Origin of the sequence: Stenotrophomonas sp. AB1(2024), assembly GCF_037482345.1 — a bacterium.
In the GTDB taxonomy this organism is placed as follows: Bacteria; Pseudomonadota; Gammaproteobacteria; order Xanthomonadales; family Xanthomonadaceae; genus Stenotrophomonas.
In genome coordinates, this window is sequence record NZ_JBBHKO020000001.1 from 341206 (window position 1) to 364009 (window position 22804).

The window sequence follows — 22804 nt, forward strand, 5'->3', positions numbered from 1 at the left end:
GTGGAACAGGAACGAAAGTAGGTTTATCGCACTGCACCATTCAAGTGCGGTTATCGACTGCACGTGCGATTATCGGACAACTCTGTTACTACCATGGTCGTAGGCCCAGTAACGACGAGGGCCGCACGGCACTGCCGCGCGGCCCTGTCAGGCACGTCCAATGGGATGCAGTCACTCCGGCGGTGTCGGCACCGGCCTGTTTTACACGTCGCGTCGGAGGGACTCAGGAACTGCAGGACAGCATCGAACAGCCGGCCTTGTCGCGGGCCCATTCCGGCCGCTTTCCGGCGTAGTGCCCGCGACCGGGCTGCATGTCGTACGGCCGGCGCAGAACCTCCAGCAGTGTCCGCACGCCACTCAGGTCACCCCGTTCGGCCTGCTCGATCGCTTCCTGGGCCAACCAGTTGCGCAGCACGTAAAGCGGGTTGGCGGCTGCCATCCGTTGCCGGCGTTCAGCCCCATCCAGCGGATCGTCACGCAACCGGGCCGCGTACTGCTGCAGCCATGCATGCAACGCCGGCAGCACCGCGTTGCGCCGCGCCTCGCTGTAGAACGCCTCGTCCAGCACCGCCACATCGGGTGCCTGTGGAACGAACTGCATCAGCCCACGGAACGCCAGGGTCATGTCCATCTCGCCATCGTGCAGTATCTGCAGCCACGCCGCCATCAGCTCCACATCCTCGTCGCGGCACTGCGCCAGACCGAGCTTGGCGGCGATGTCCTCGCGCTCGCGCTGTGCGTGTACCGCCTGGAAACGAGCCAGGCCGGCGTGCAGCGGCGCCGCGTCGTCGAACAGCGGCGACAACGCCTGCGCCAGCCGGGTCAGGTTCCAGTACGCCACCTGCGGCTGCGTGCCGAAACGATAACGCCGGCCCTGCGCATCGGTGGTGTTGGGGGTCCAGTCCGGGTCGTAGTCATCCACCCAGCCATACGGCCCGTAATCAATCGTCAGGCCAAGAATGGACAGGTTGTCGGTATTCATCACGCCATGCACGAAGCCCACCCGCATCCAGTGCGCAACCAATACTGCGGTGCGCTCGCACACCTGCGCAAACCATTCCGCATACCGTTCGTTGCCGGCCTGGGCCAGTTCGGGAAAATCGCGCGCGATGCAGAGATCAACCAGCTGACGCAGCAGCACGACGTCGCCGCGCGAAGCCGGCAGTTCGAAGCTGCCAAAGCGCAGGAACGATGGCGCCGCGCGGCACACCACCGCGCCCGGTTCGGCTTCGGGGTGGCCGTCGTAGAACATGTCGCGCACCACGCTCTCGCCGGTGGCCACCAGGCTGAGCGCGCGCGTGGTCGGCACCCCCAGGTGATGCATCGCCTCGCTGCACAGGAATTCACGGATCGACGAACGCAGCACCGCACGGCCATCGGCCCCGCGCGAGTATGGCGTGCGCCCTGCCCCCTTCAACTGCAGCTCCCAGCGCGTGCCGTCGGGCGCCAGCAGTTCGCCGAGTGAAATCGCGCGACCGTCGCCGAGCTGGCCCGCCCAATGTCCGAACTGGTGTCCTCCATAGTTGGCGGCCCAGGGCTGCATGCCTTCATACAGGGCGTTGCCGCCGAACACGCGAGGGAAGTCCGCGCTCTCCAGCAGGTCCTGATCCAGTCCCAGCTGCACGGCCAACTCGGGCGAGTACGCCAGCAGGGTCGGCGCGGCAACCGGCGTGGGCATGACCGCCGACCAGGCCGCCCCGCGCACCTCGCGCACGCGGGGGCCGGTTTCGTCGTCGCCGGGCAGGTCGCGGATGAAACGGTTGTCGAAGCGCAGCGGTTCAGTGCTCATCACGACAACGTGGGGGCGCAGCGGCGCGCCCGCAAGCTCAGGCGGCGCCTGCGCCCAGATCAAGCGGGCCACCGCGCTCCACGGCGCGCTGGAAGGCCGGTCGCTGCGCGATCCGGGCCAGGAACGCCTGCAGTTTCGGGTAGCGCTCCATGCTGCCGGCGCGCGACGCGGCCGCCTGGATCGGGAAGCTCATCTGGATGTCGGCCGCGGTGAAGCGCTCACCGGCGAACCAGGGCGAGGCCGACAATTCGCGTTCCATCCAGTCCAGGTGCAGCGTCAGCTGCGGACCAACGAAACCCTTCATCACCTTGTCGGCGATCCCACGCGCAATGGGTTTGGCGAAAAACGGCATCGGCGCCCTGCGCACGCGCGCGAACACCAGGCGCATCAGCAACGGCGACATCGCCGAGCCTTCTGCATAATGCATCCAATAGCGGTAACGCACGCGCTCGGCGGCCTGCGCGGGCATTGGTTCGGGCGACAGCTGGCGGCCACTGTCATAGCGGTCGGCCAGGTACTCCAGGATCGCGCCGGATTCAGCCAGGACCAGTGCGTCGTCCTGCAGCACCGGCGATTTGCCCAACGGGTGGATGTCGAGCAAGGCCTGCGGCGCCAACCAGGTCTTCGGGTCGCGCTGGTAGTTGACCAGCTGGTACGGCAGGTTCAGCTCTTCAAGCATCCACAGCACGCGCTGCGAGCGCGAGTGGTCCAGATGGTGCACCTTGATCATCGACAGGTCCGCGAAAGCCAAACGCCCATCCTACGCGCAATAAAAAACGCCGGAAGCTTGCGCTTCCGGCGTCTTTGGCACCTTGCGGTAGCGGGGGTCGATTAGACCGCCTGCACCTGGTCAGCCTGCATGCCCTTCTGGCCCTGCACGGCGACGAAGGTCACCTTCTGGCCTTCCTGCAGCGACTTGAAGCCGTTGCCCTGGATGGCGCGGAAGTGGACGAAGAGGTCCGGGCCGCTTTCCGGGGTGATGAAGCCGAAGCCCTTGGCATCGTTGAACCACTTGACGGTGCCGCTCTGACGATCAGACATGTACTAACTCCTGAAACATAAGTTGAAATAATCGCGGCCACCGGATTTCCGGAGCCGAGACTGAGTTGCAGGCGTTGGTAAAGCGGATCGATGAGCGGATCGTGAGATCAACCGCATCAGGCCACGATTCACGGTGACCCTAGCAAACACAGTGTGGAGGACGATACGCGTCTTTTCCCCAAAAAGCGATAGCCGGGTTGTTCAGCCACCTCCCCCGTCCCGCCTGACAGGACAAGGGATTGGCGAATCCTACACGAATACCTACGCCCTATTCATGTATTTCCTGCCTTAATTGCAGCCAAATGGGGTCGGCGGCGGCGCTCAGGTTGTGGGACTACCTGCCGCGTACGGTGGTAGAGCCACGCCCTGCGTGGCTGCGCGCGGTGCAGGATGGCGCCAGCCACGCAAGGCGTGGCTCTACGGCCCCAGCTTCAATTGGCTGGTGAACCGTCTCGCCTCGCCGGTCAACGGATCCTCGAAGATAAGGGGCCTTGGCCAGCAGCTGAAGCGCTGGCGCCGCTTTACCCTGTGCCATGTTCAGTTCCGGATACAGGTCATCACCCCGGATGGGCGCCCCCAGCGCGGCCATATGAACGCGCAGCTGGTGTTTGCGCCCCGTCTCCGGGTGAAGGCGATAGCGCCAGAACGGACCGTCGGCGTTGGTCACCTCGATCCGGGTCCGGGTGTTCGGCTCGCCCACCGCTTCGGTCATGCGGAAGAACGGCTCGCCCGGCACCACCCGGCTGCGCCGCTCCAGCGGAAACGACAGCCCGGGCAGCGCTGGCGCGACCGCCTCATAGGTTTTGGCAATGCGTCCCTCACGAAACAGCCGCTGATAGGCATCCCGCGTCTCAGGGCACACAGAGAACAGCACCAGGCCGGCGGTCAACCGGTCCAGCCGATGCAGGGGCACCAGATCAGGATTGCCGGTGCGCGCCACCAGTCGGGCCAACAGGGTCTGCCGCACGTACCCGCCGGCCGGGATCACCGGCAGGAAGTGCGGCTTGTCGGCCACCAGCAGGTGCGCGTCGGCGTGCAGGATCGCCTCCTGGAACGGGATCACCGGCTCATCGGCCACTTCACGGAAGTACTGGATCTCCAGCCCGACCTGCCAGGGGTGATCGGCCGAGAGGGCCCTGCCCTGCGCATCGCGCACCCGGCCACGCGAAAACCGGTCCAACCACTGGGCGCGGTCGATACGCGGGAAACGCGCGCACAGCCCATCCAGCAGGCAGGCCCAGCGGCCCGGGGGCAGCTGCAGGTGGCTGGCGGCAACGTGGCCGGTAATCGGATCGGACGGGTGCATACCCCACGCATTATCATGGTGCTCTTTGTTTACGGTACCCCCATGGCCCTCACCGCCACCATCCGCAAGGCCGAACTGCAGATCAGCGACATGGATCGCGGCTACTACGCCACCCACACGCTGACCCTTGCCCAGCACCCGTCGGAAACCGACGAGCGCCTGATGGTGCGCCTGCTGGCCTTCGCCCTGAACGCCGACGACCGCCTGGAATTCGGCCGCGGACTGAGCGTGGACGACGAGCCGGATCTGTGGCGCCGCGACTACACCGGCGACATCGAACTGTGGATCGAGCTGGGCCAACCCGACGAGTCGCGCCTGCGCAAGGCCAGTGGCCGTGCCCGCGCGGTGCAGCTGGTCATGTACGGCAGCAGCAACCTCACCGACACCTGGTGGAAGCGTAACGGGGCCGCATTGAACAAGCTGTCGTCGCTGGAGGTCATGGACCTGCCGGGCGACTTCGTCACCGAATGGGGCAAGCAGATCGAGCGCACCATGCACTGGAACGTGATCATCCAGGACGGCGAGGTCCAGCTGATGTCCGAGAAGGAGCACCTGACCGTCACCCCGACCTGGCGCAAGCGGAAACCGCAGGCCTGATCCCGCGCCAATGAGTACGATCCGCTGCGATGTCCTGGTGATCGGTGCCGGCGCTGCCGGGCTGATGTGTGCGCTCACGGCCGGTCGGCGCGGGCGCATGGTGCAGGTGATCGACCATGCCAACAAGGTCGGCAAGAAGATCCTGATGTCCGGTGGTGGCCGCTGCAACTTCACCAACACCGGCACCACGCCCGCCAACTTCCTCTCGGCCAATCCGCACTTCTGCAAGTCGGCGCTGGCCCGTTATACGCCGTGGGATTTCATCGGCATGGTCGAGCGCCATGGCATCGCTTACCACGAGAAGGAACTGGGCCAGCTGTTCTGCGACATCTCGTCCAAGCAGATCGTGCGCATGCTGGTCGACGAATGCACGGCGGCCGGCGCCCAGATCCGCACCGACTGCGCAGTGGAAAAGGTCGAGCGCGGTGCCGATGGCTTCCACGTGCAGACCGCGCAGGGCCGCTTCCACGCCGCCTCACTGGTGGTGGCAACCGGCGGACTGTCCATTCCCAGCCTCGGCGCCACCGGCTTCGGCTACGAGCTGGCCCGCCAGTTCGGCCATGACGTGCTGCCGACCCGTGCCGGCCTGGTGCCGCTGACGCTGAGCGGCAAGCACCAGGAACGCTTCCATGACCTCAGCGGCGTCGCGCTGCCGGTGGCGGCGCGCTGCAACGACATGGAATTCCGCAACTCGCTGCTGATCACCCACCGCGGCATCAGCGGCCCGGCGATCCTGCAGATCTCCTCGTTCTGGCAGCCCGGCGACGACCTGCGCCTGGACCTGCTGCCCGGCCAGGATGCAGAAGACTGGCTGCGCGCGATGAAGCGCGACCGGGGCGCGGCCGAGCTGCGTACGGTACTGTCCGACGTCCTGCCGCGCCGGTTGGCGCTGCGCCTATGCGAGCACTGGCTGCCGGACCGTCCGGTGCGCCAGATCGACGAGCGCGAGCTGCGCCAGGCGGCAGCCCTGCTGCAGGATTTCCCACTGGTCGCCAGCGGCACCGAAGGGTACCGTACCGCCGAGGTCACGCTGGGGGGCGTGGACACCGGCAAGGTATCGTCCAGCACGTTCGAGTCGCAACTGGTGCCGGGCCTGCATTTCGTCGGTGAGGTGCTGGACGTCACCGGCTGGCTGGGGGGATACAACTTCCAGTGGGCCTGGGCCAGCGGCCATGCGGCCGGTCAGGTCGTGTAGCGGCCCTCTCATTCCGTGATCGGCGCCCGCTGCCGGCATGGACGAAGTCACCTGCATCGTGTATCAAGTTTGCAGTCCGGGGAGTAGTGAATGCAGAACGCGAATGACATCACCGTCCGCCTGCTGATCGTGGATGACAGCGGTGAGAACGCCGAAACCATCGTCAGCATGCTGCGCAACAGCGGCATCGCCGTGCGCCCGGCGCGCCCGCAGAACGCCGAGGAGCTGGCCCAGATCGTCGGCGGCCAGCCGATCGACCTGGTGCTGGCCGCGCCCGCGCAGAGCATCCCGCTGCTGCAGGTGACCCAGCAGATCGCCGCCAGCGGCAAGGACATTCCGATGATCCTGCTGGCCGAGGCCATCAACGAAACCGAATGGGTCGAAGCCAGTGCCAATGGCATCCGTGCGGTGGCCCTGCGCAGCCGCCCCGAACACCTGTTGGCGGTGGTGCGCAATGAGTGGACCGACCTGCACGCGCGCCGTGGCCTGCGCCGCATCGAGGCGCAGATGCGCGAAACCGAGCGCCGCTGCGACGCGCTGATCTCGTCCTCGCGCGACCCCATCGCCTACGTCCACGAAGGCATGCACATCCGCGCCAACGAGGCCTACCTGGAGATGTTCGGGTACGAATCCTTCGACGACGTGGAAGGCATTTCGCTGCTGGACATGGTTGCGCCACAGCACGTGGACGGCTTCAAGCAGCTGCTCAAGTCGCTCAGCAAGGGCGAAGCACCGCCGCCGCAGTATCAGGTGGACGCACGCAACCAGGACGGGGCGGTGTTCGCCGCCACGATGGAATTCACCCCGGCCACCTACGAAGGCGAAAGCTGCCTGCAGGTGGTGTTCCGCCGCCGCATGGAATTCGATCCGGAGCTTGCCCGCGAAGTCGAGGACCTGCGCCAGCGTGACCAGGTCACCGGCCTGCTCAACCGCCAGACGTTCATGCTGCACGTGGAAAACGCAGTAGCCCAGGCCGGCCGCAGCGAAGGCCGGTTCGGCCTGCTGCTGGTCGAGCCGGACCACTACGCAAGGTTGTTGCCGGATATCGGACTGGACTCGGCCGATGCGCTGATCGCTGCGCTGGCCCGGGTGCTGGCTGACACGGTGGGCGATGGGGCGCACGTGGCCCGCTTCGGCGAGCACAGCCTGGCGGTGCTGACCGAAGGCGCGTTCGCCCAGACCGAAGCGCTGGCCGACCGGATCCGCGAGGCGTTTGCCGCGCAGGTGTTCAGCATCGGCGAGCGCTCGGCCACGGTCACCGTCAGCATCGGCGGCGTGCAGGTGGGCGAGAAGATCGCAAGCGTCGGCCAGGTGCTGGCGCGTGCCACCGAATGCCAGCAGGCCGCATCGGAGCTGGGCAACACCAGCCGGATCTTCGATCCAGCCGCGGTCGACCGCGTGGAAGAGGAACGCATCCAGCGCTGGGTGGCCCGGATCAACGAGGCGCTGGCCGGCGAAGGTTTCCAGCTGCACTACCAGCCGGTGCTCAACCTGGGTGGCGAAGCGCTGGAGTTGTATGAGGCGTACCTGCGCCTGGACAACAACGGCGAGCTGCTCAGCCCGACCGCGTTCCTGGGCATTGCCGAGGAACACGGGCTGCTGGCCGACATCAACCGCTGGGTGGTGGCGCACGCGATCAGCGTGCTGGGCCAGCGCGAACGCGCCGGCCATGCGACGCACATGATGGTGAAGATCACGCCGGAATCGTTCAACGACCCACTGATGATAGCCACCATCCGCCGCGAACTGCAGGCGCACGGGGTGCCGGGCGAGCGCCTGTGGCTGCACGCGCCGGAAGCGAAGGTATTCACCCACCTGCGCAACGCGCAGCAGTTCCTGGCCGAGGTGGCGCCGCTGGGCTGCCGGATCGGGCTGGAGCAGTTCGGCTCGGGCCTGGATTCGTTCCAGCTGCTGGCGCACTTCCAGCCGCAGTTCCTCAAGCTGGACCGCGATTTCACCAGCGATTTCGCCCGCACCCGCGAGAACAGCGAGAAGATCAGCGAGATCACCGCCCGCGCGCAGGAAGCCAACATCCGCACGATTGCCGAGTTCGTGGCTGACAACGGCTCGATGAGCCTGCTGTTCAGCGCAGGCGTGGACTACGTGCAGGGTGAGTTCGTGGGGCCGGCTGCGCCTGCGATGAATTTTGATTTCGGGTGAGGTAGTGCCGTAAATAAAAACCGGCGGCCTGCGGTTTCACTGTGTTGGGCCGGCGGGTGTGGGTTTGCGGGACACGCCGTGAACCCATCCATGGGGGCTTGTAGAAAACATCCATGTTTTCTACAGTCCCGCAAACCCACCCCCGCCGACCCATTGACGGTTGGCTGGTGGCCAATGATGTAGAGCGACGCCCTGCGTCGCTGCTGCTGATCTTGATCTTGATCTTCCATCCGCACGTGGCCATCTGTCGGGGTCGGTTGGCGGGCAACCCTCGTAGGGACTGTCAAAAACATGGATGTTTTTGCCAAGCCCCCATGGGTGAAGGCGCACTGCTTGCGAGGCACTGCCTCGCGTGCGACTGAACGCACGGCCGCTGGCGGCTGGGCCGGCGCCCGGAGGGCGGTTTACGGCGTGTCCCGTAGAGGGCTGCCCGCCAGCCGACCCACCCGCAGGGATCGAGACGCTGCTCTACGCGGAAGCCACAAACAAAAATGCCGCCCAGACCGGGCGGCATTTCGCTTTTCAGCTTTTCAGCTTTTCAGCAGACCAGACTCAGGTCATATCAACCAGGTTCGGAATGGCCACATCGGTGGGCACGTCCGCTTCGTAATCCACACCGTCCACGCCAAACCCGAACAGGCGCAGGAAGTCGGCCTTGTAGCCGGCCAGGTCGCTGATCTCGTACAGGTTCTCGTTGGTGACCTGCGGCCACAGCGCCACCACTTCGGCCTGCACGTCCGGCGCCATTTCCTTGTAGTCCGCACGCAGGCGTCCGGCTTCGTCGACCAGCTCCACGGTGCGGCCATCGGCCAGCAGCTGGTGGCGCAGGCGCTCGACCGCCGCGCCGCTTTCCTTGCCGCCGTAGATGATGTCGTACAGCGTGTCGAGCTGCTCGATGCAGCCCTCGTGCGTGCCGCGCTCCTTCATTACCTTGAACAGCAGCGACAGGTACAGCGGCATGGTCGGGATGGCTGAACTGGCCTGGGTCACCACCGCCTTGAGCACGGAAACGCGGGCGTCGCCGCCGATCTTCTCCAGCTTCTGGCGGATGCCCACCACCTTTTCGTCCAGATCCTTCTTGGCCGCACCAATCGAGCCGTTCCAGTAGATCGCCTGGGTGATCTCTTCGCCCACGTAGGTAAAGGCCGTGGTGGTGGCACCGTCGGCCAGCACACCGGCTTCCAGCAGCGCGTCGATCCACATCTGCCAGTCTTCGCCGCCCATCACCGCCACCGTGCCGGCGATCTCTTCCGGCGTGGCCGGCTCGATCGTGGTTTCGGTGATCACTTCCTTGTCCGTATCCAGCCCGCGCAGCGTGATCGGCGCGCCGATCGGCTTGAGCGTGGAGCTGATGACCTCGCCCGTCTTCGGGTGCTTGCGGCGCGGCGCGGCCAGGCTGTACACCACCTGGTCGACCTGGCCCAGGTCCTGCCTGATCAGCTCGATGACCTTGGCCTTGACCTCGTCGGAGAATGCATCGCCGTTCACGCTGCGCGCGTACAGGCCTGCCTGCTCGGCGTACTTCTGGAACGCGGCCGAGTTGTACCAACCGGCCGTGCCCGGCTTGGTTTCAGTACCGGGGCGCTCGAAGAACACGCCGAGCGTGGCCGCGCCACTGCCAAAGGCGGCGGTGATGCGCGCGGCCAGGCCGTAACCGGTGGAGGCGCCCAGCACCAGCACCCGCTTGGGACCGTTCGGCACCTTGGGCTGGGCCTGGATGTAATCGATCTGCTGCTTGACGGCCGCGTCGCAGCCGACCGGGTGGGTGGTGACGCAGATGAAGCCGCGCACACGCGGTTTGATGACCATGAACACCTCGATGGGAATGGTGGGCCTCGGGAACGGCCGCACGCAACCTGGGAATCGTAGTGCGCACGGCCAGACAGCACAACCGACGCCCCGGTACGGTGGGCATGAAAAAACCGCGCATTGCGCGGTTTTTTCAGGTGGGTTGCCGGCCAGGCCGGCAACCTGTCACGGCCGGCGAGCCAGGGCTTCGATGTCCTTGGCCTTCGGCAGCAGGTCCTGCTTGCTCACGCGCAGGAAGCCGATCGTCAGCATCGGTACGGCCACCAGGATCGAGGACAGCACCACGATCACCGCACCCACCATGTGGGTCTCGGCCAGGCCTTCCAGCGAAGCACCGCCATACATGTACAACGCCAGCGCCGACAGGAAGAACATCACCGCAGTGATCACCGTACGCGACAGCGTCTGGTTGATCGAGCGGTTCAGCACTTCCAGCGGGTCGGCACGCAGGCTGCGGAAGTTTTCGCGGACGCGGTCGAACACCACGATGATGTCGTTGATCGCAAAGCCCATCACCGACAGCAGGCCGGCCAGCAGGTTCAGGTCGAACTCGCGGCCCATCAGCGACATGTAGGCCAGCGTCACCAGCAGGTCGAACAGCGCCACGATGCTGGCGGTTACCGCGAACTTCCACTCGAAGCGGAAGCCGATGTAGATCAGGAAGCCGGCCAGCATGAAGATCGTGGCGTACAGGCCGTTCAACGCCAGGTCCTTGCCGATCTGCGGGCCCACGAACTCGTTGCGCAGGATCGTGGCCGGGTTGTCGCTGGTGGTGATCGCCTTGAGCACCGCCGCACCGGTCGCCTTGTCCTCGGCACTGGCTGCGCCGGTGCCGGGGGCATGCTCGCCGTGCGGAGCCAGGCGGATCAGCACATCGGTGTTGCCACCGAAGCTCTGCACCTGGGTGCCTTCGAAGCCGGTGGCTTCCAGGCGGGCGCGGACTTCTTCCACGTCAACCTGGCGTTCGAAGCGGGCTTCGATCAGGGTGCCGCCGGTGAAGTCCAGGGCGAAGGTGAAGCCCTTGAAGGCGACGATGCCGACGGAGGCCAGGAACAACGCGATGGTGACGGCCATTGCAACATGGCGCCAACGCATGAAGTCGATCTTGGTGTCGTTCGGGAGGATATGCAGCGGAAACAGTTTCATTGTGCGTGTCGTCCCGTCAGATGGCCACGTTCTGGAGCTTCTTGCGGCGGCCGTAGATCAGCGTCGCCAGCGCGCGCGATACGGTGATCGCGGTGAACATCGAGGCGAAGATGCCGATGATCATCGTCAGGGCAAAGCCCTTCAGCGGACCCGTGCCGAAGGCAAACAGGGCCACGCCGACGATCAGGCCGGTCAGGTTGGCGTCGAGGATGGTGCCGCTGGCGCGTTCATAACCCGCCACGATCGCGCTCTTGCCCGGCACGCCGGCACGCAGCTCTTCACGGATGCGCTCGTTGATCAGCACGTTGGCGTCGACCGACAGGCCCACCGACAACGCCAGGCCGGCAAATCCCGGCAGGGTCATGGTGGCGCCGAACAGCGACATCACCGCCACCACGATCAGCAGGTTGAACAGCATCGCCGCCGAGGTGATCAGGCCGAACATGCGGTAGTACACGGTGAAGAAGACCAGCGTGAACATGAAGGCGTAGATCACCGCGGTGATGCCGCGCTCCACGTTCTCCGCACCCAGGCTCGGGCCGACCACGCGCTCTTCCACGAAGTCCATCGGCGCGGCCAGCGAGCCGGACTTGAGCAGCTTGGCGAGGTCGTCCGCTTCCCTCTTCTCCAGGCCGGTGGTCTGGAAGTTCTTGCCGAACACACCGTTGATGTTGGCCACCGAGATCACTTCCTCGTTGACCCGGAAGCTGCGTACTTCCTTGCCATCGACCATGGTCACGGTCGGCACGCGTTCGGTGTACACCACCGCCATCGGCTTGTTCACGTTGGCGCTGGTGAAGTCGAACATGCGCTGGCCACCGACGCTGTTGAGCGTGACGCTGACCGACGGGGTACCGGTGGTGGCATCGGTGACGGCCTGGGCGGCCACCATCTGGTCGCCGGTGACGATCACGCGCTTGTTCAGCAGGATCGGACCACGGCCGTCACGCTGCTGGTAGACCTTGGCTTCCGGCGGGATGCGGCCGCTGTTGATCGCGTCCTGCGCGTTTCCGTCCACCACGGCGCGGTATTCCAGCGTCGCGGTCGCACCGATCATGCGCTTGGCTTCGGCGGTGTCCTGCACGCCCGGCAGCTGCACGACCACGCGGTCGGCACCCTGGCGCTGGATGATCGGCTCGGCCACGCCCAGCTGGTTGACGCGGTTGCGCAGCGTGTTGATGTTCTGCTCGATCGCGCCGTTGGTGATCTGGCTCAGCTCGGCCTCGGGCACGGTCACGGTGATGCGCTTGCCTGCGACGTCATAGCCCAGGGTGGGCTGCGCCTTGGCCAGCGCCAGGCGGGCACGCTCCACGACGGCCTCGTCGGCCGACGGGCTCAGCGTTGCGACAATCGAATTGTCCGGACGGCGTTCGACCGACTGGAACGGCACGCGCGATTCGCGCAGCGTGCCGCGCACGTCTTCGGCGTAGGCATCCATGCGCTTGTCGACGGCGGCCTTCTGGTCCACCTGCAGCACGAAGTGCACGCCACCTTGCAGATCCAGGCCCAGCACCATCGGGCGACCGCCCAGGCGCTGCAGCCAGTCCGGCACGGTCGAGGCCAGGTTCAGGGCCACCGTGTAGTTCTCACCCACGCTGTCGCGCAGCCTGGCGCTCGCCGCGGCCTGGGTCTGCAGGTCCGGCAGGCGCACGATCAGGCTGTCGCCTTCCTTCTCCGCGCCGATGGTGTTGATCCCGGCCTGCTTCAGGTCGGCCAGCACGCGTTCGCGAAGGGCGTCATCGACCTGCCCGCCACGGTTGGCGGTGATCTGGACGGCAGGGTCCTTCTGGTAGATGTTGGGCAGCGCATACAGCGCGCTGAGCGCCAGTACGATCAGGATGACGACGTACTTCCAGCGTGGAAATTCAAGCATTGCCAGGTTCCTGCGCGGCGCCAGTCCCGGCGCCGCGGTTGTGCTTCGGAAAGGGAGTGGCTTAGTTGGCCGACTTCAGGGTGCCGGTCGGCAGCACGTTGCCCACGGCACCCTTCTGCACGCGGATGTTCACGTTGTCGGCCACTTCGAGGGTGACGAAGTTGTCGCCAATGGCCTTGACGGTGCCGGCGATGCCGCCGTTGGTCAGCACTTCGTCGCCGATCTTGATCTTCTCCAGCATCGCCTTGTGTTCCTTCTGGCGCTTCATCTGCGGGCGGATCATCAGGAAGTACATGATCGCGATCAGGATGATCGGGAACAGCAGCGTGGTCAGGCCCATGCCCTGCGGCTGGCCACCGGCGGCTTGGGCGTGGGCGGCGGGAATCAGGAAGGCGATCAGGTTCATGGTGTGTCCTTGGGTTGGGAGGCGCCCTGCCCCTCATGGGGTCGGGAGTCGCCGCGAAACAGGGGTCAGCCGCGAAGTATGCCATGGCCCCGGGAGTTCGTCTTTGGGCCGTTTGGCAGGGTCCGCGCGCCGGATCGGGAGCGGGCCGGCCGCCTACAGCGGTGGCGTGGCCATGCCCCGGGCCGCATGGAAGGACTCGCGGAAGGCCCCGAAGGTTCCCGCCGCGATCGCCGCGCGCATGTCGGCCATCAGCTTCTCGTAGTAGTACAGATTGTGGATGGTGCCCAGCATGGGTGCCAGCATTTCGTTGCAGCGGTCCAGGTGGCGCAGGTACGAGCGGGTGTAGCCGCTGGTGCAGGCGTGGCAGCCGCAGCCCGGCTCGATGGTGTCCATGTCGCGTTCATAACGGGCGTTGCGGATGCGCACGGTGCCGAACGAGGTGAAATAGTGCCCGTTGCGCGCATTGCGGGTCGGCATGACGCAGTCGAACATGTCCACGCCACGGGCGACGCCTTCGACCAGGTCTTCTGGCCGGCCCACACCCATCAGGTAGCGCGGGCGGTCGGCCGGCAGGATCGGATGCATGTGGTCGAGCATGGCATTGCGCTCGTGTTCGGGCTCGCCCACGGCCAGGCCGCCGATCGCATAGCCGTCGAAACCGATCTGCTGCAGGCCCTCGGCCGAGCGGCTGCGCAGGTCGTGGTGGACCCCGCCCTGGACGATGCCGAACAGCGCCGCGTCGTTGCCCAGTTCGTCGTGTGCGTTGCGGCTGCGCTGGGCCCAGCGCAGGCTCAGCTCCATCGAGGTGCGCGCCACCGGCTCGGTGGCCGGGTACGGGGTGCATTCGTCGAAGATCATCACGATGTCCGAATCGAGCACCTTCTGGATCTTCATGCTCTCTTCCGGGCCCAGGAACACCCGGGCGCCGTCGGTCGGCGAGGCGAAGGTGACGCCCTGCTCGGTGATCTTGCGGCGGTGGGCCAGCGAGAACACCTGGAAGCCGCCCGAATCGGTCAGGATCGGCCCGCTCCAGCGCGCGAAGCCGTGCAGGCCGCCATGGTCGGCGATCACGTCCAGGCCCGGGCGCAGGTACAGGTGGAAGGTGTTGCCCAGGATGATTTCCGCGCCGAGCGCGCGGATCTGCTCCGGCAGGATGCCCTTGACCGACCCATAGGTGCCCACCGGCATGAAGGCCGGGGTTTCCACCGTCCCGCGCGGGAACGTCAGGCGGCCACGGCGGGCGCGCCCATCGGTGGTCTGGAGCTGGAACTGAAGTCGGGACATCGGGGCAGAATCGGGGCAAATAATCCTCGATTATCGCCTAAATCCGACCCCGGCGCGGCTGAACGTGCCGAAACAACGGGCTGCCGTAGAGCCACGCCCTGCGTGGCTGCGGAGCGCCCGCCAGGTGCCAGCCACGCAGGGCGTGGCTCTACGCCGGCCAATCCGGCTTTATTTCTGCGGGAACAGCAACATGGCATCGCCATAGCTGAAGAAGCGGTACTTTTCCTCGATCGCGGCACGGTAGGCCTCAAACACCCGCGCCCGCCCGGCGAAGGCTGAAATCATCATCAGCAGCGTGCTTTCGGGCAGGTGGAAATTGGTCACCATGGCATCCACGCTGCGGATCCGGTAGCCGGGCGTGATGAAGATCTGGGTCTCGCCGGCATACGGCAACAATTCGCCGTCACGCATGGCGCTTTCCAGCGCGCGCACCACCGTGGTGCCTACGCCGATCACCCGGCCCCCGGCGGCGCGGGTACGGCGTACCTGCTGGACCAGTTCCGGCCCCACGTTGAGCCACTCGCGGTGCATCACGTGGTCCTTCAGGTCGTCGGCGCGCACCGGCTGGAAGGTGCCCGCGCCCACGTGCAGGGTGACGTGGCCGAAGCCCACGCCCTGCGCGGCCAGCGCGGCCAGCAGCGCCTCATCGAAATGCAGGCCGGCGGTCGGCGCGGCCACCGCGCCCACTTCGCGGGCGAACACGGTCTGGTAGCGCTCGCGGTCGTCCAGCCCAGGCTCGCGCTGGATGTACGGTGGCAGCGGCAACCGTCCGGCGTGCAGCAGCCACTGCTCCAGCGGCTCAGGCACGTGGAACTGCAGCACGTAGAACTCGCCGTCACGGCCCAGCACCTCGGCCTCGCCGCCCGTATCGAGCGCGATCCGGCTGCCCGGCTTGGGCGACTTGCTGGCGCCCACCTGGGCCCGCGCCTGCTGCCCGCCGAGCAGGCGCTCGATCAGGATCTCCACGCGGCCGCCGCTGGCTTTCTGGCCGAACAGGCGGGCCGGGATCACCCGGGTATCGTTGAACACCAGCAGGTCGCCAGCCTGCAGCAGCGCCGGCAGATCGCGCACGTGGCGGTGTTCGAACGCGGCCGGGGCCTGCGGCACCACCATCAGGCGGCTGGCCGAGCGCTCGGCGAGCGGGACCTGGGCAATCAGTTCAGCGGGGAGGTCGTAATGGAAGTCGGACTTCTTCAAGGGAGCGCACGGCAACGTGTAGGCAATGTCGCGCATTGTACGACTGCCCTCCGGTGGCAACGCGGGATGCGTTGAACGTCGCGCAAAATGTTGCTTTGCAACAGTTTTTTGCGGGGTTATCGCGCGAAAAACCGCGTGATAGCATCGAACCGGAAGTCTGATGCACGAGCCGCATTGCCCCAGGCGCGCGCCCCCGGTCGCGCGTTTTGCATTTGCGCCGTGCCGCCAATCGTTTCAGGAGATCTGCAATGAGCTTCATCGAACGCCTCGCCCCCCTTCGCGCCCAGCCGGGCACCCGCCTCACCGCCGGCCTGGATGACGCGACCCTTGAACGCCTGGCTGCCAGCCACCCGCAGCTGGTGGCCGCCGTGGACGCCGCCGCCGTCGAATTCGAGCGCGTCCGCGCCGATCTGGCCGATGTGCTGGCACTGGACGAACGCGCCCAGATCGACGCAATGCAGGACGGCTTCGTCAATTTCTACGCCGATGACGCGGTGACCCCGTACGTTGCCCTGGCCGCCCGCGGCGCCTGGGTGGTGACCCTGAAGGGTGCGGTGCTGTACGACGCAGGCGGCTACGGCATGCTCGGCTTCGGGCATACCCCTGACGCCGTGCTGGAGGCGATGTCGGCCCCGCAGGTGATGGCCAATGTGATGACCCCCAGCCTGTCGCAGCAGCGCTTCATCCAGGCGCTGCGTCGCGAGATCGGCCACCGCCGCGGTGGCTGCCCGTATGCGCGGTTCATGTGCCTGAATTCCGGCTCGGAAGCGGTCGGCCTGGCCGCGCGCATCGCCGACGTCAACGCCAAGCTGCAGACCGACCCGGGCGCACGCCATGCCGGTGCGAAGATCAAGCGGGTGGTGGTCAAGGGCAGCTTCCACGGCCGCACCGACCGCCCGGGCCTGTACTCCGATTCCAGCCGCAAGACCTACCTGCAGCACCTGGCCAGCTATCGCGGTGAGGACACGGTCATCGCCATCGCGCCCTACGACGAGGACGCGCTGAAGCGGGTCTTCGCCGAGGCCGAGCAGAACCACTGGTTCATCGAAGCGATCTTCCTGGAACCGGTGATGGGCGAAGGCGACCCCGGTCGTGCCGTGCCGCCGTCGTTCTACGCGCTGGCCCGTGAGCTGACCCGCCAGCACGGCAGCCTGCTGCTGCTCGATTCGATCCAGGCCGGGCTGCGTGCGCACGGCGTGCTGTCGATCGTGGATTACCCGGGCTTCGAGGGCCTGGACGTGCCGGACATGGAGACCTATTCCAAGGCCCTGAACGCTGCGCAGTACCCGCTGTCGGTGCTGGCCGTGACCGAGCATGCCGCGCAGCTGTACCGCAAGGGTATCTACGGCAACACCATGACCAGCAACCCGCGGGCGCTGGACGTGGCCTGCGCGACGCTGTCGTTGTTGACCCCGCAGGTGCGCGAGAACATCCGCGTGCGTGGCGAGGAAGCGGTGCGCAAGCTGGAACAGCTCAAGAGCGAGCTGGGCGGGCTGATCACCAGGGTGCAGGGCACCGGCCTGCTGTTCTCCTGCGAGCTGGCCCCGCAGTTCAAGTGCTACGGCGCCAACTCCACCGAGGAATGGCTGCGCAGCCATGGCATCAACGTCATCCATGGCGGCGAAAATTCGCTGCGCTTCACCCCGCATTTCGGGATGGACAGCGACGAACTGGACCTGCTGGTGGGCCTGGTCGGCCGCGCCCTGAAGGAAGGTCCGCGCCGGGAACAATCGCAGGCCGCCTGACCGGCGTGCGAGAATGGGAGGTTTCCAGCGGGAACCTCCCATGAAGTCGATCTGCGTTTACTGCGGCTCCAACGCCGGCAGCAAGCCCATCTACACCGAACGTGCCATCGCCCTGGGCGACCGCATCGCCCGCGACGGCCTGCGCCTGGTCTACGGCGGCGGCAACGTGGGCCTGATGGGCACCGTGGCCAATGCCGTGCTGGCCGGCGGCGGCGAAGTGACCGGCGTGATCCCGCAGCAGCTGGCGGACTGGGAAGTGGCCCACCGTGGCCTGACAGAACTGGAAATCGTCGGTTCCATGCACGAGCGCAAGTCGCGCATGTTCGACCTCTCCGATGCATTCGTGGCCCTGCCCGGCGGCTTCGGCACCATGGAAGAGATCTTCGAGATGCTCACCTGGCGCCAGCTCGGCATCGGCAACAAGCCGTGCGCGTTCCTCGACGTGGACGGCTTCTATGCCCCTCTGATCGGCATGATCGACCGCATGGTCGAAGAGCGCTTCCTGCACCCGGACCAGCGCGCGGACCTGTGGTACGGCTCGGACATCGACGCCATGCTGGACTGGATGCGCGCCTATGAGCCGGCGCAGGCATCCAAGTGGATCGACGAGAAGCGCCGCACCGCGCTGCGCTGAAACGCAGCCGGGCAGAGCCCGGCTCTACGCGGCGGTGTAGAGCGGGGCTCTGCCCCGCTGCGCGGTATCACCCGGCCGCGAAGGTATCCATCGGTGCGGGGCGACCAAGCAGGTAGCCCTGGCCGTAGTCACAGCCCAGCTGCAGCAGGGTCTGCCGCTGGGCCATGCTTTCGATGCCCTCGCCCACCGTTTCGATGCCCAGCGTGCGTGCCAGCGACAGTACGCCCTGCACCAATGCGTAGGTGCTCTGCAGGTCCTGGCCATGCAGCCCGGCGATGAAGCTCTGGTCGATCTTGAGCGTGGAGATCGGGAAGCGGTGCAGGTAGGACAGCGCCGAGAAGCCCGTGCCGAAGTCATCCAGCTGCACCAGCACCCCGCGCTCGCGCAGCGTCTGCAGGATCCGCAGCGTGCGGGGGCCGTCATCGAGCAGCGCCACCTCGGTGATTTCCAGCCGCAGCCGGCGCGGGTCGGCACCGGCGGCCTCGATCAGGCCGAACAGACGCGTGCTGAAGTCGGCCGAACGGAAATGCCGCGGCGACACGTTCACCGACAGGTACCCCTCACCGCCGCGGGCCAGCTGGCCGATCACGTCCTCGTACAGCAGCCAGTCCACCTGCTCGATCAGGCCGCTTTCTTCGCCCAGGTCCAGGAACGCGCTGGGCAGCAGCACCCCCCGGCGCTCGTGGCGCCAACGCAACAGCGCCTCGTAGCCCACCACCTGGCCGTCGGTCAGGCGCACGATCGGCTGGTAGTAAGGCAGGAAATCGCGGTTGTTGATCGCCCGGCGCAGGTCCGCTTCCAGGTCCAGGCTGCGCAGCGCTTCCTCGCGCATGGCTTCGTCGAACACCGCGCAACGGTCCTTGCCCTGGGCCTTGGCGCGGTACATCGCCGCGTCGGCGTCGCGCACCATTTCCTCGCCATTGCGGTAGCGCGGGCTCCACATCGCGATGCCCAGGCTGCCCGACGGGAACAGCTCGCGGCCCTGCACCCACATCGATTCTTCCAGCGCCACCAGCATGCGCTGGGAGAACTCGCGCGCCGAGGCCAGGCCCTGCTCGCACTCGAGCAGGATCGCGAATTCATCGCCCCCCAGCCGCGCCACCACGTCGTCGCCACCCACCATCGAGACGATGCGTTTGGCTACTTCGACCAGCATCTGGTCGCCCGCGGCGTGGCCGATGCTGTCGTTGACCAGCTTGAAGCGGTCCAGGTCCAGGAACAGCACGGCAAAGCGCAGCCCATCGCGCGAGCGGGCCCGCGCGATGGCATCTTCCAGGCGGTCCAGCAGGTGGGCGCGGTTGGGCAGTCCGGTCAGGGCGTCATGCAGTGCCTGGTGGGTCAGGCGTTGTTCGGCGCGCAGGCGTTCACCGATCTGACCCAGCAGTTTGCCGTTGACCTCGGCCAGTTCGCGGGTGCGTTCCTCCACGCGCTTTTCCAGCTCGGCATGCGCATTGCGCAGCCGCTCCTGGTCGCGCTGGCGGGCCAGGCCGTTGCCGATGTTCTGGGCCACGAACGTGAGCAGGCGCTGGTCGTGCGCGGTGAAACTGATATCCGGCGAATAGCTCTGCACCACGATCACGCCGACCACGTCGTCATCACTCAGCAACGGCACCCCAAGCCAGCAGTGCGAACGCGCGCCGAATTCGTTCACGCTGCCCGAGGCGTGCAGTGCATCGATGTGTTCGCGCGAGGCCAGCAAGGGCTGCCGGTTGCGCACGATGTATTCGGTAAGGCCCTTGCTGAACGGTCGCGCGGCGCGCGCCGGGTTGTACTCGTCCACCGAGTAGACGAATTCCAGTCCCTCGCCGGATTCATCGACCAGGGCGATGTAGAAATTGCGCGCATCCAGCAGCGTGCCCACCACGCCATGCACCTGCACGTAGAACTGGGCCAGGCTTTCGGCGCTCATCGCCATTTCGGCGATATTGAACAGCGCCAGTTGCAGCTTCTCGGCGCGGCGGCGTTCGACCACCTCGTCCTGCAGGCTGTGGTTGGCCCGCTGCAGCTCGAGCGTGCGCCGCTCCACCTGGCGCTCGAGCTGCACCTGCGCCTGGCGCCGGTCCATCGCGGTAAGGATGTGCTGGGCCACGTAGCCCAGCAGCGTGCGGTCGGCCTCGTTGTAACGCACCCGGTGCTCGTAGCTCTGCACCACGATCGCACCGCACACCCGGCCCTCGCGCAGCATCGGCACGCCCAGCCAGTCCAGGCTTTCCGGCCCACGGCTCGGGTCGTACTCGTCGTTCATCGCCGCCAGCAGCTCGTTGGACGGCCCACTCAGCGGCTGTCCGTGGCGCAGCAACGCGAAGGTCAGGCTGCGCGGCATCTCGTGTTCCTCGTAGCTGCGATCGGGATCGGCCACGAAGCTGTCGCGCTGGTCGGCGAAATACAGGAACCGGATCCGCCGGCGCACGTCGTCGTACTCGACGATGTAGCAGTTCTGCGCGTACATCAGCGAATTGAGCACGCGATGGAAGTGCCGCAGCATCTCGGTCATTTCCAGATCGGCACCGGCCAGGTCGGCGATCTCGTAAAGCGCCTGCTGCAACCGTTTGGAGTTTTCCAGTGAACGGATCTGTTCACGCTGCCGGGCCAACGCGAGCGCGTCCTGCAGGCCGGTCCGTGCCGTGGCCCACCAGGCGTCACCCGGCATTGCTCCGTCGGCCAATGCCACCCGGATGACCAGGTCGCCGCCCTGATGCTGCCAGCGGTACAGCGCGCCGGCATCAGGCGTTACCGGCGGGCCCAGCAGGGCCTCCAGCAGCACCGCATCAGGCTCGGTGGCAGGCGGATGGCTGAGGCAGCCTTCACCCAACGCGGCATCGGACCAGCCCAGCGCCACCTGCGCACCCTCGGGCAGCAACGCGCACAGCGTGCGCGCAAGCGCGGTGGATGTCACCGCACCACGGTCCGGATGCCCCGAGGTCGTCACTGCCTGGCTGGACAACATGTTCATCTCTTCTGGCGCCGGAGAACCGGCACCTCCCCTGTGCCCCGAGCATAACGCGCCCCCCGGGGGGCAATGGAAGCCCTCGACCCCGTTGACCGCTCTGGAGCGTTGTTCGGTGTGTCTTCCACTGCCGGCCCCTCCCCGCATGACCGCCGCCGCCCCGGTCCCGCTTGACTATGCGCAGGCCCATTCAGCGCTTACTCTGTGCGCCGTGGATGCCGCTGCCCTGCCAACCGACGAGTCGCTGATGCTGGCCTGGGCCGATGGCGACCTGCGCGCCTTCGAGGCCTTGTATGCGCGCCACCGCAACCGGCTGTACAGTTTTCTGCTGCGCCAGCTGCGCGATGCGGCGCTGGCCGATGAGATGTTCCAGGACGTGTGGCAGCGGGTGATCGCCGCGCGCGCCGGCTGGCAGCCCGAAGCGGCCTTCACCACCTGGTTGTTCCGCATTGCCCATAATCGGCTCAACGACCATTGGCGGGCGTCACGGCATCGACCGGCGGCGCCGGGCGATGCCGACGAGCGGGTGGCGCGGATGAGCGACCACCGCACCCCGGAGAGCCAGCTGTCCGACTTTGAACAGCGCCGCCGCCTGCAGCTGGCCATGGAGCAGCTGCCCGATGACCAGCGTACGGTGTTGCAGTTGCGGCTGGAGCAGGAACTGAGCCTGGAGGAGATCGCGCAGATCACCGGCGTGGGCCGTGAAACAGTCAAATCGCGGTTGCGCTACGCGATGGACAAGCTGCGCGCGGAGTTGAGCCCATGAACCGCCCTGATCCACTGACGCCGGAAGAACGCGAGCTGGCCCGCCTGCTCGGTCGCCCCGCGCCAGCCGCGCCGCCTGCGGCCGTGGACGAGGCGGTGCTTGCGGCAGCACGTGCGGCCGTACAACCCAGCGCCGCCGATGACCACGCGGCAGCCGCACCCCCGGTGCGCGGCACGGCCCGCCCGCGCTCGCGCCTGCCAGCGGTGTTCGGCCTGGCGGCGTCGCTGGTGTTCGCGGTGGGCATCGCGTGGCAACTGAAGCCGGAGGCGCCCCCGCCGGCGGCGCCGGTACCAGCGGCTGCGGAGGCGGCCGCCGATGCCCCGCCCGCCCCCAGCGCCGACGCCAATGCCGCTGCAGCCACGGCCGAAGTGGCCGCGCCGGCGAGCGCGGAGCCTGCAACGCCGACTGCTGCGGAGAAACCGCAGGCAGCCCGCACCGTGTCAGCGCCGAAGACCGCGCCGGTACCCTTGCCGCCGCCTGCACCGCCCGTTGCCCTTCGGGCCGAGGCGCCCGCGTCGCCAGCCCCCATGGCAGCGCCGATGGCAGCTCCCAGCCCGTCCGATGCCATGGAGGACGCCGACGGGGCCGCCGCACTCGACAAGGTGGTAACCGGCAGCCGTATCAGCGAATCGCGCGAGCGCACGCAGGCAAAGGGTGCGCCAGGCGTGATGCGTCGTGCCGCTCCGGCGCCGGCAACGGCTTACGGCGCGCTGTCGGCGGATGCCATCACCGTGGCGGTCGATGCCGACGCAGCGTTGCCCCGCCGGCAGTGGCTCAAGCGTATCCGCGAGCGACGCGCCGAGGGCGATGTGGATACCGCGCGCGCCAGCCTGGAGCGCTACCTGCAGCAGTATCCGGAAGCGCGTATTCCCAGGGATCTTCGCGAGCTGCTCGACCCCCACTAGAATG

General features: G+C 66.9%; 17 protein-coding genes and 1 pseudogene. 7 read left to right on the forward strand and 11 right to left on the reverse strand.

Features of this window, described 5'->3' with window-relative positions; all coding sequences use genetic code 11:
* Positions 1–223: 223 nt before the first annotated feature.
* The 4 genes and pseudogenes from WIX41_RS01450 to WIX41_RS01465 all read right to left on the reverse strand — a co-directional run bounded on the left by WIX41_RS01450 (position 224) and on the right by WIX41_RS01465 (position 4136).
* On the reverse strand, positions 224–1789 hold the full coding sequence (locus WIX41_RS01450) for a protein adenylyltransferase SelO (protein ID WP_339445415.1): 1566 nt from the start codon (positions 1787–1789) through the stop codon (positions 224–226).
* Positions 1790–1826: 37 nt separating this feature from the next.
* On the reverse strand, positions 1827–2519 hold the full coding sequence (locus tag WIX41_RS01455) for a glutathione S-transferase family protein (RefSeq protein WP_339449390.1): 693 nt from the start codon (positions 2517–2519) through the stop codon (positions 1827–1829).
* Between the two features lie 101 nt (positions 2520–2620).
* On the reverse strand, positions 2621–2830 hold the full coding sequence (locus WIX41_RS01460) for a cold-shock protein (RefSeq protein ID WP_042615064.1): 210 nt from the start codon (positions 2828–2830) through the stop codon (positions 2621–2623).
* A gap of 417 nt (positions 2831–3247) precedes the next feature.
* A pseudogene (locus tag WIX41_RS01465) lies at positions 3248–4136 on the reverse strand (pseudouridine synthase).
* Between the two features lie 42 nt (positions 4137–4178).
* Here WIX41_RS01465 and WIX41_RS01470 point away from each other — a divergent pair.
* The 3 genes from WIX41_RS01470 (at position 4179) to WIX41_RS01480 (ending at position 8088) form a co-directional block, all read left to right on the forward strand.
* Positions 4179–4733 (forward strand): YaeQ family protein, encoded by a 555-nt coding sequence (locus WIX41_RS01470; protein ID WP_339445417.1) that lies wholly within the window; start codon positions 4179–4181, stop codon positions 4731–4733.
* 10 nt (positions 4734–4743) lie between these two features.
* Entirely contained in the window at positions 4744–5928 is a 1185-nt protein-coding gene (locus WIX41_RS01475; RefSeq protein ID WP_339445418.1) for an NAD(P)/FAD-dependent oxidoreductase, read from the forward strand.
* Positions 5929–6018: 90 nt separating this feature from the next.
* Positions 6019–8088 carry a GGDEF/EAL domain-containing response regulator gene (locus WIX41_RS01480; protein WP_339445419.1) on the forward strand — a complete coding sequence of 690 codons (2070 nt, stop codon included), beginning with the start codon at positions 6019–6021 and terminating at the stop codon, positions 8086–8088.
* 552 nt (positions 8089–8640) lie between these two features.
* Here the strand turns inward: WIX41_RS01480 and fabV are convergent.
* From fabV to queA, 6 genes are all read right to left on the reverse strand, one after another.
* Entirely contained in the window at positions 8641–9897 is a 1257-nt protein-coding gene (gene fabV / locus WIX41_RS01485; RefSeq protein ID WP_339445420.1) for an enoyl-ACP reductase FabV, read from the reverse strand.
* Positions 9898–10062: 165 nt separating this feature from the next.
* Positions 10063–11043, reverse strand: coding sequence for a protein translocase subunit SecF (secF, locus tag WIX41_RS01490; RefSeq protein ID WP_339445421.1), 981 nt, complete (start codon positions 11041–11043; stop codon positions 10063–10065).
* Between the two features lie 16 nt (positions 11044–11059).
* Positions 11060–12916 carry a protein translocase subunit SecD gene (secD, locus tag WIX41_RS01495; protein ID WP_339445422.1) on the reverse strand — a complete coding sequence of 619 codons (1857 nt, stop codon included), beginning with the start codon at positions 12914–12916 and terminating at the stop codon, positions 11060–11062.
* A gap of 61 nt (positions 12917–12977) precedes the next feature.
* A complete protein-coding gene (gene yajC / locus WIX41_RS01500; protein WP_339445423.1) occupies positions 12978–13322 on the reverse strand; it encodes a preprotein translocase subunit YajC in 345 nt (114 codons plus the stop codon).
* A gap of 153 nt (positions 13323–13475) precedes the next feature.
* Complete coding sequence (tgt, locus tag WIX41_RS01505) at positions 13476–14606, reverse strand: tRNA guanosine(34) transglycosylase Tgt (RefSeq protein ID WP_339445424.1); 1131 nt, start codon at positions 14604–14606, stop codon at positions 13476–13478.
* Positions 14607–14774: 168 nt separating this feature from the next.
* On the reverse strand, positions 14775–15839 hold the full coding sequence (gene queA, locus WIX41_RS01510; RefSeq protein WP_339445425.1) for a tRNA preQ1(34) S-adenosylmethionine ribosyltransferase-isomerase QueA: 1065 nt from the start codon (positions 15837–15839) through the stop codon (positions 14775–14777).
* Between the two features lie 212 nt (positions 15840–16051).
* On the opposite strand from queA, the gene WIX41_RS01515 reads away from it, so the two are divergent.
* Both WIX41_RS01515 and WIX41_RS01520 read left to right on the forward strand, forming a co-directional pair.
* Complete coding sequence (locus WIX41_RS01515) at positions 16052–17548, forward strand: aminotransferase class III-fold pyridoxal phosphate-dependent enzyme (RefSeq protein WP_339445426.1); 1497 nt, start codon at positions 16052–16054, stop codon at positions 17546–17548.
* 40 nt (positions 17549–17588) lie between these two features.
* Positions 17589–18182 (forward strand): TIGR00730 family Rossman fold protein, encoded by a 594-nt coding sequence (locus WIX41_RS01520; RefSeq protein ID WP_315389919.1) that lies wholly within the window; start codon positions 17589–17591, stop codon positions 18180–18182.
* 67 nt (positions 18183–18249) lie between these two features.
* Here WIX41_RS01520 and WIX41_RS01525 read toward each other — a convergent pair whose 3' ends face one another.
* Positions 18250–21135, reverse strand: a complete 2886-nt coding sequence (locus WIX41_RS01525; RefSeq protein WP_339445427.1) for a bifunctional diguanylate cyclase/phosphodiesterase — start codon at positions 21133–21135, stop codon at positions 18250–18252.
* Between the two features lie 205 nt (positions 21136–21340).
* Here WIX41_RS01525 and WIX41_RS01530 point away from each other — a divergent pair, with 205 nt between their 5' ends.
* Both WIX41_RS01530 and WIX41_RS01535 read left to right on the forward strand, forming a co-directional pair.
* Positions 21341–21895, forward strand: coding sequence for an RNA polymerase sigma factor (locus tag WIX41_RS01530; protein WP_409187427.1), 555 nt, complete (start codon positions 21341–21343; stop codon positions 21893–21895).
* Entirely contained in the window at positions 21892–22800 is a 909-nt protein-coding gene (locus WIX41_RS01535) for a hypothetical protein (RefSeq protein ID WP_339445429.1), read from the forward strand. The genes WIX41_RS01530 and WIX41_RS01535 overlap by 4 nt, the downstream gene beginning before the upstream one ends.
* Positions 22801–22804 lie beyond the last annotated feature (4 nt).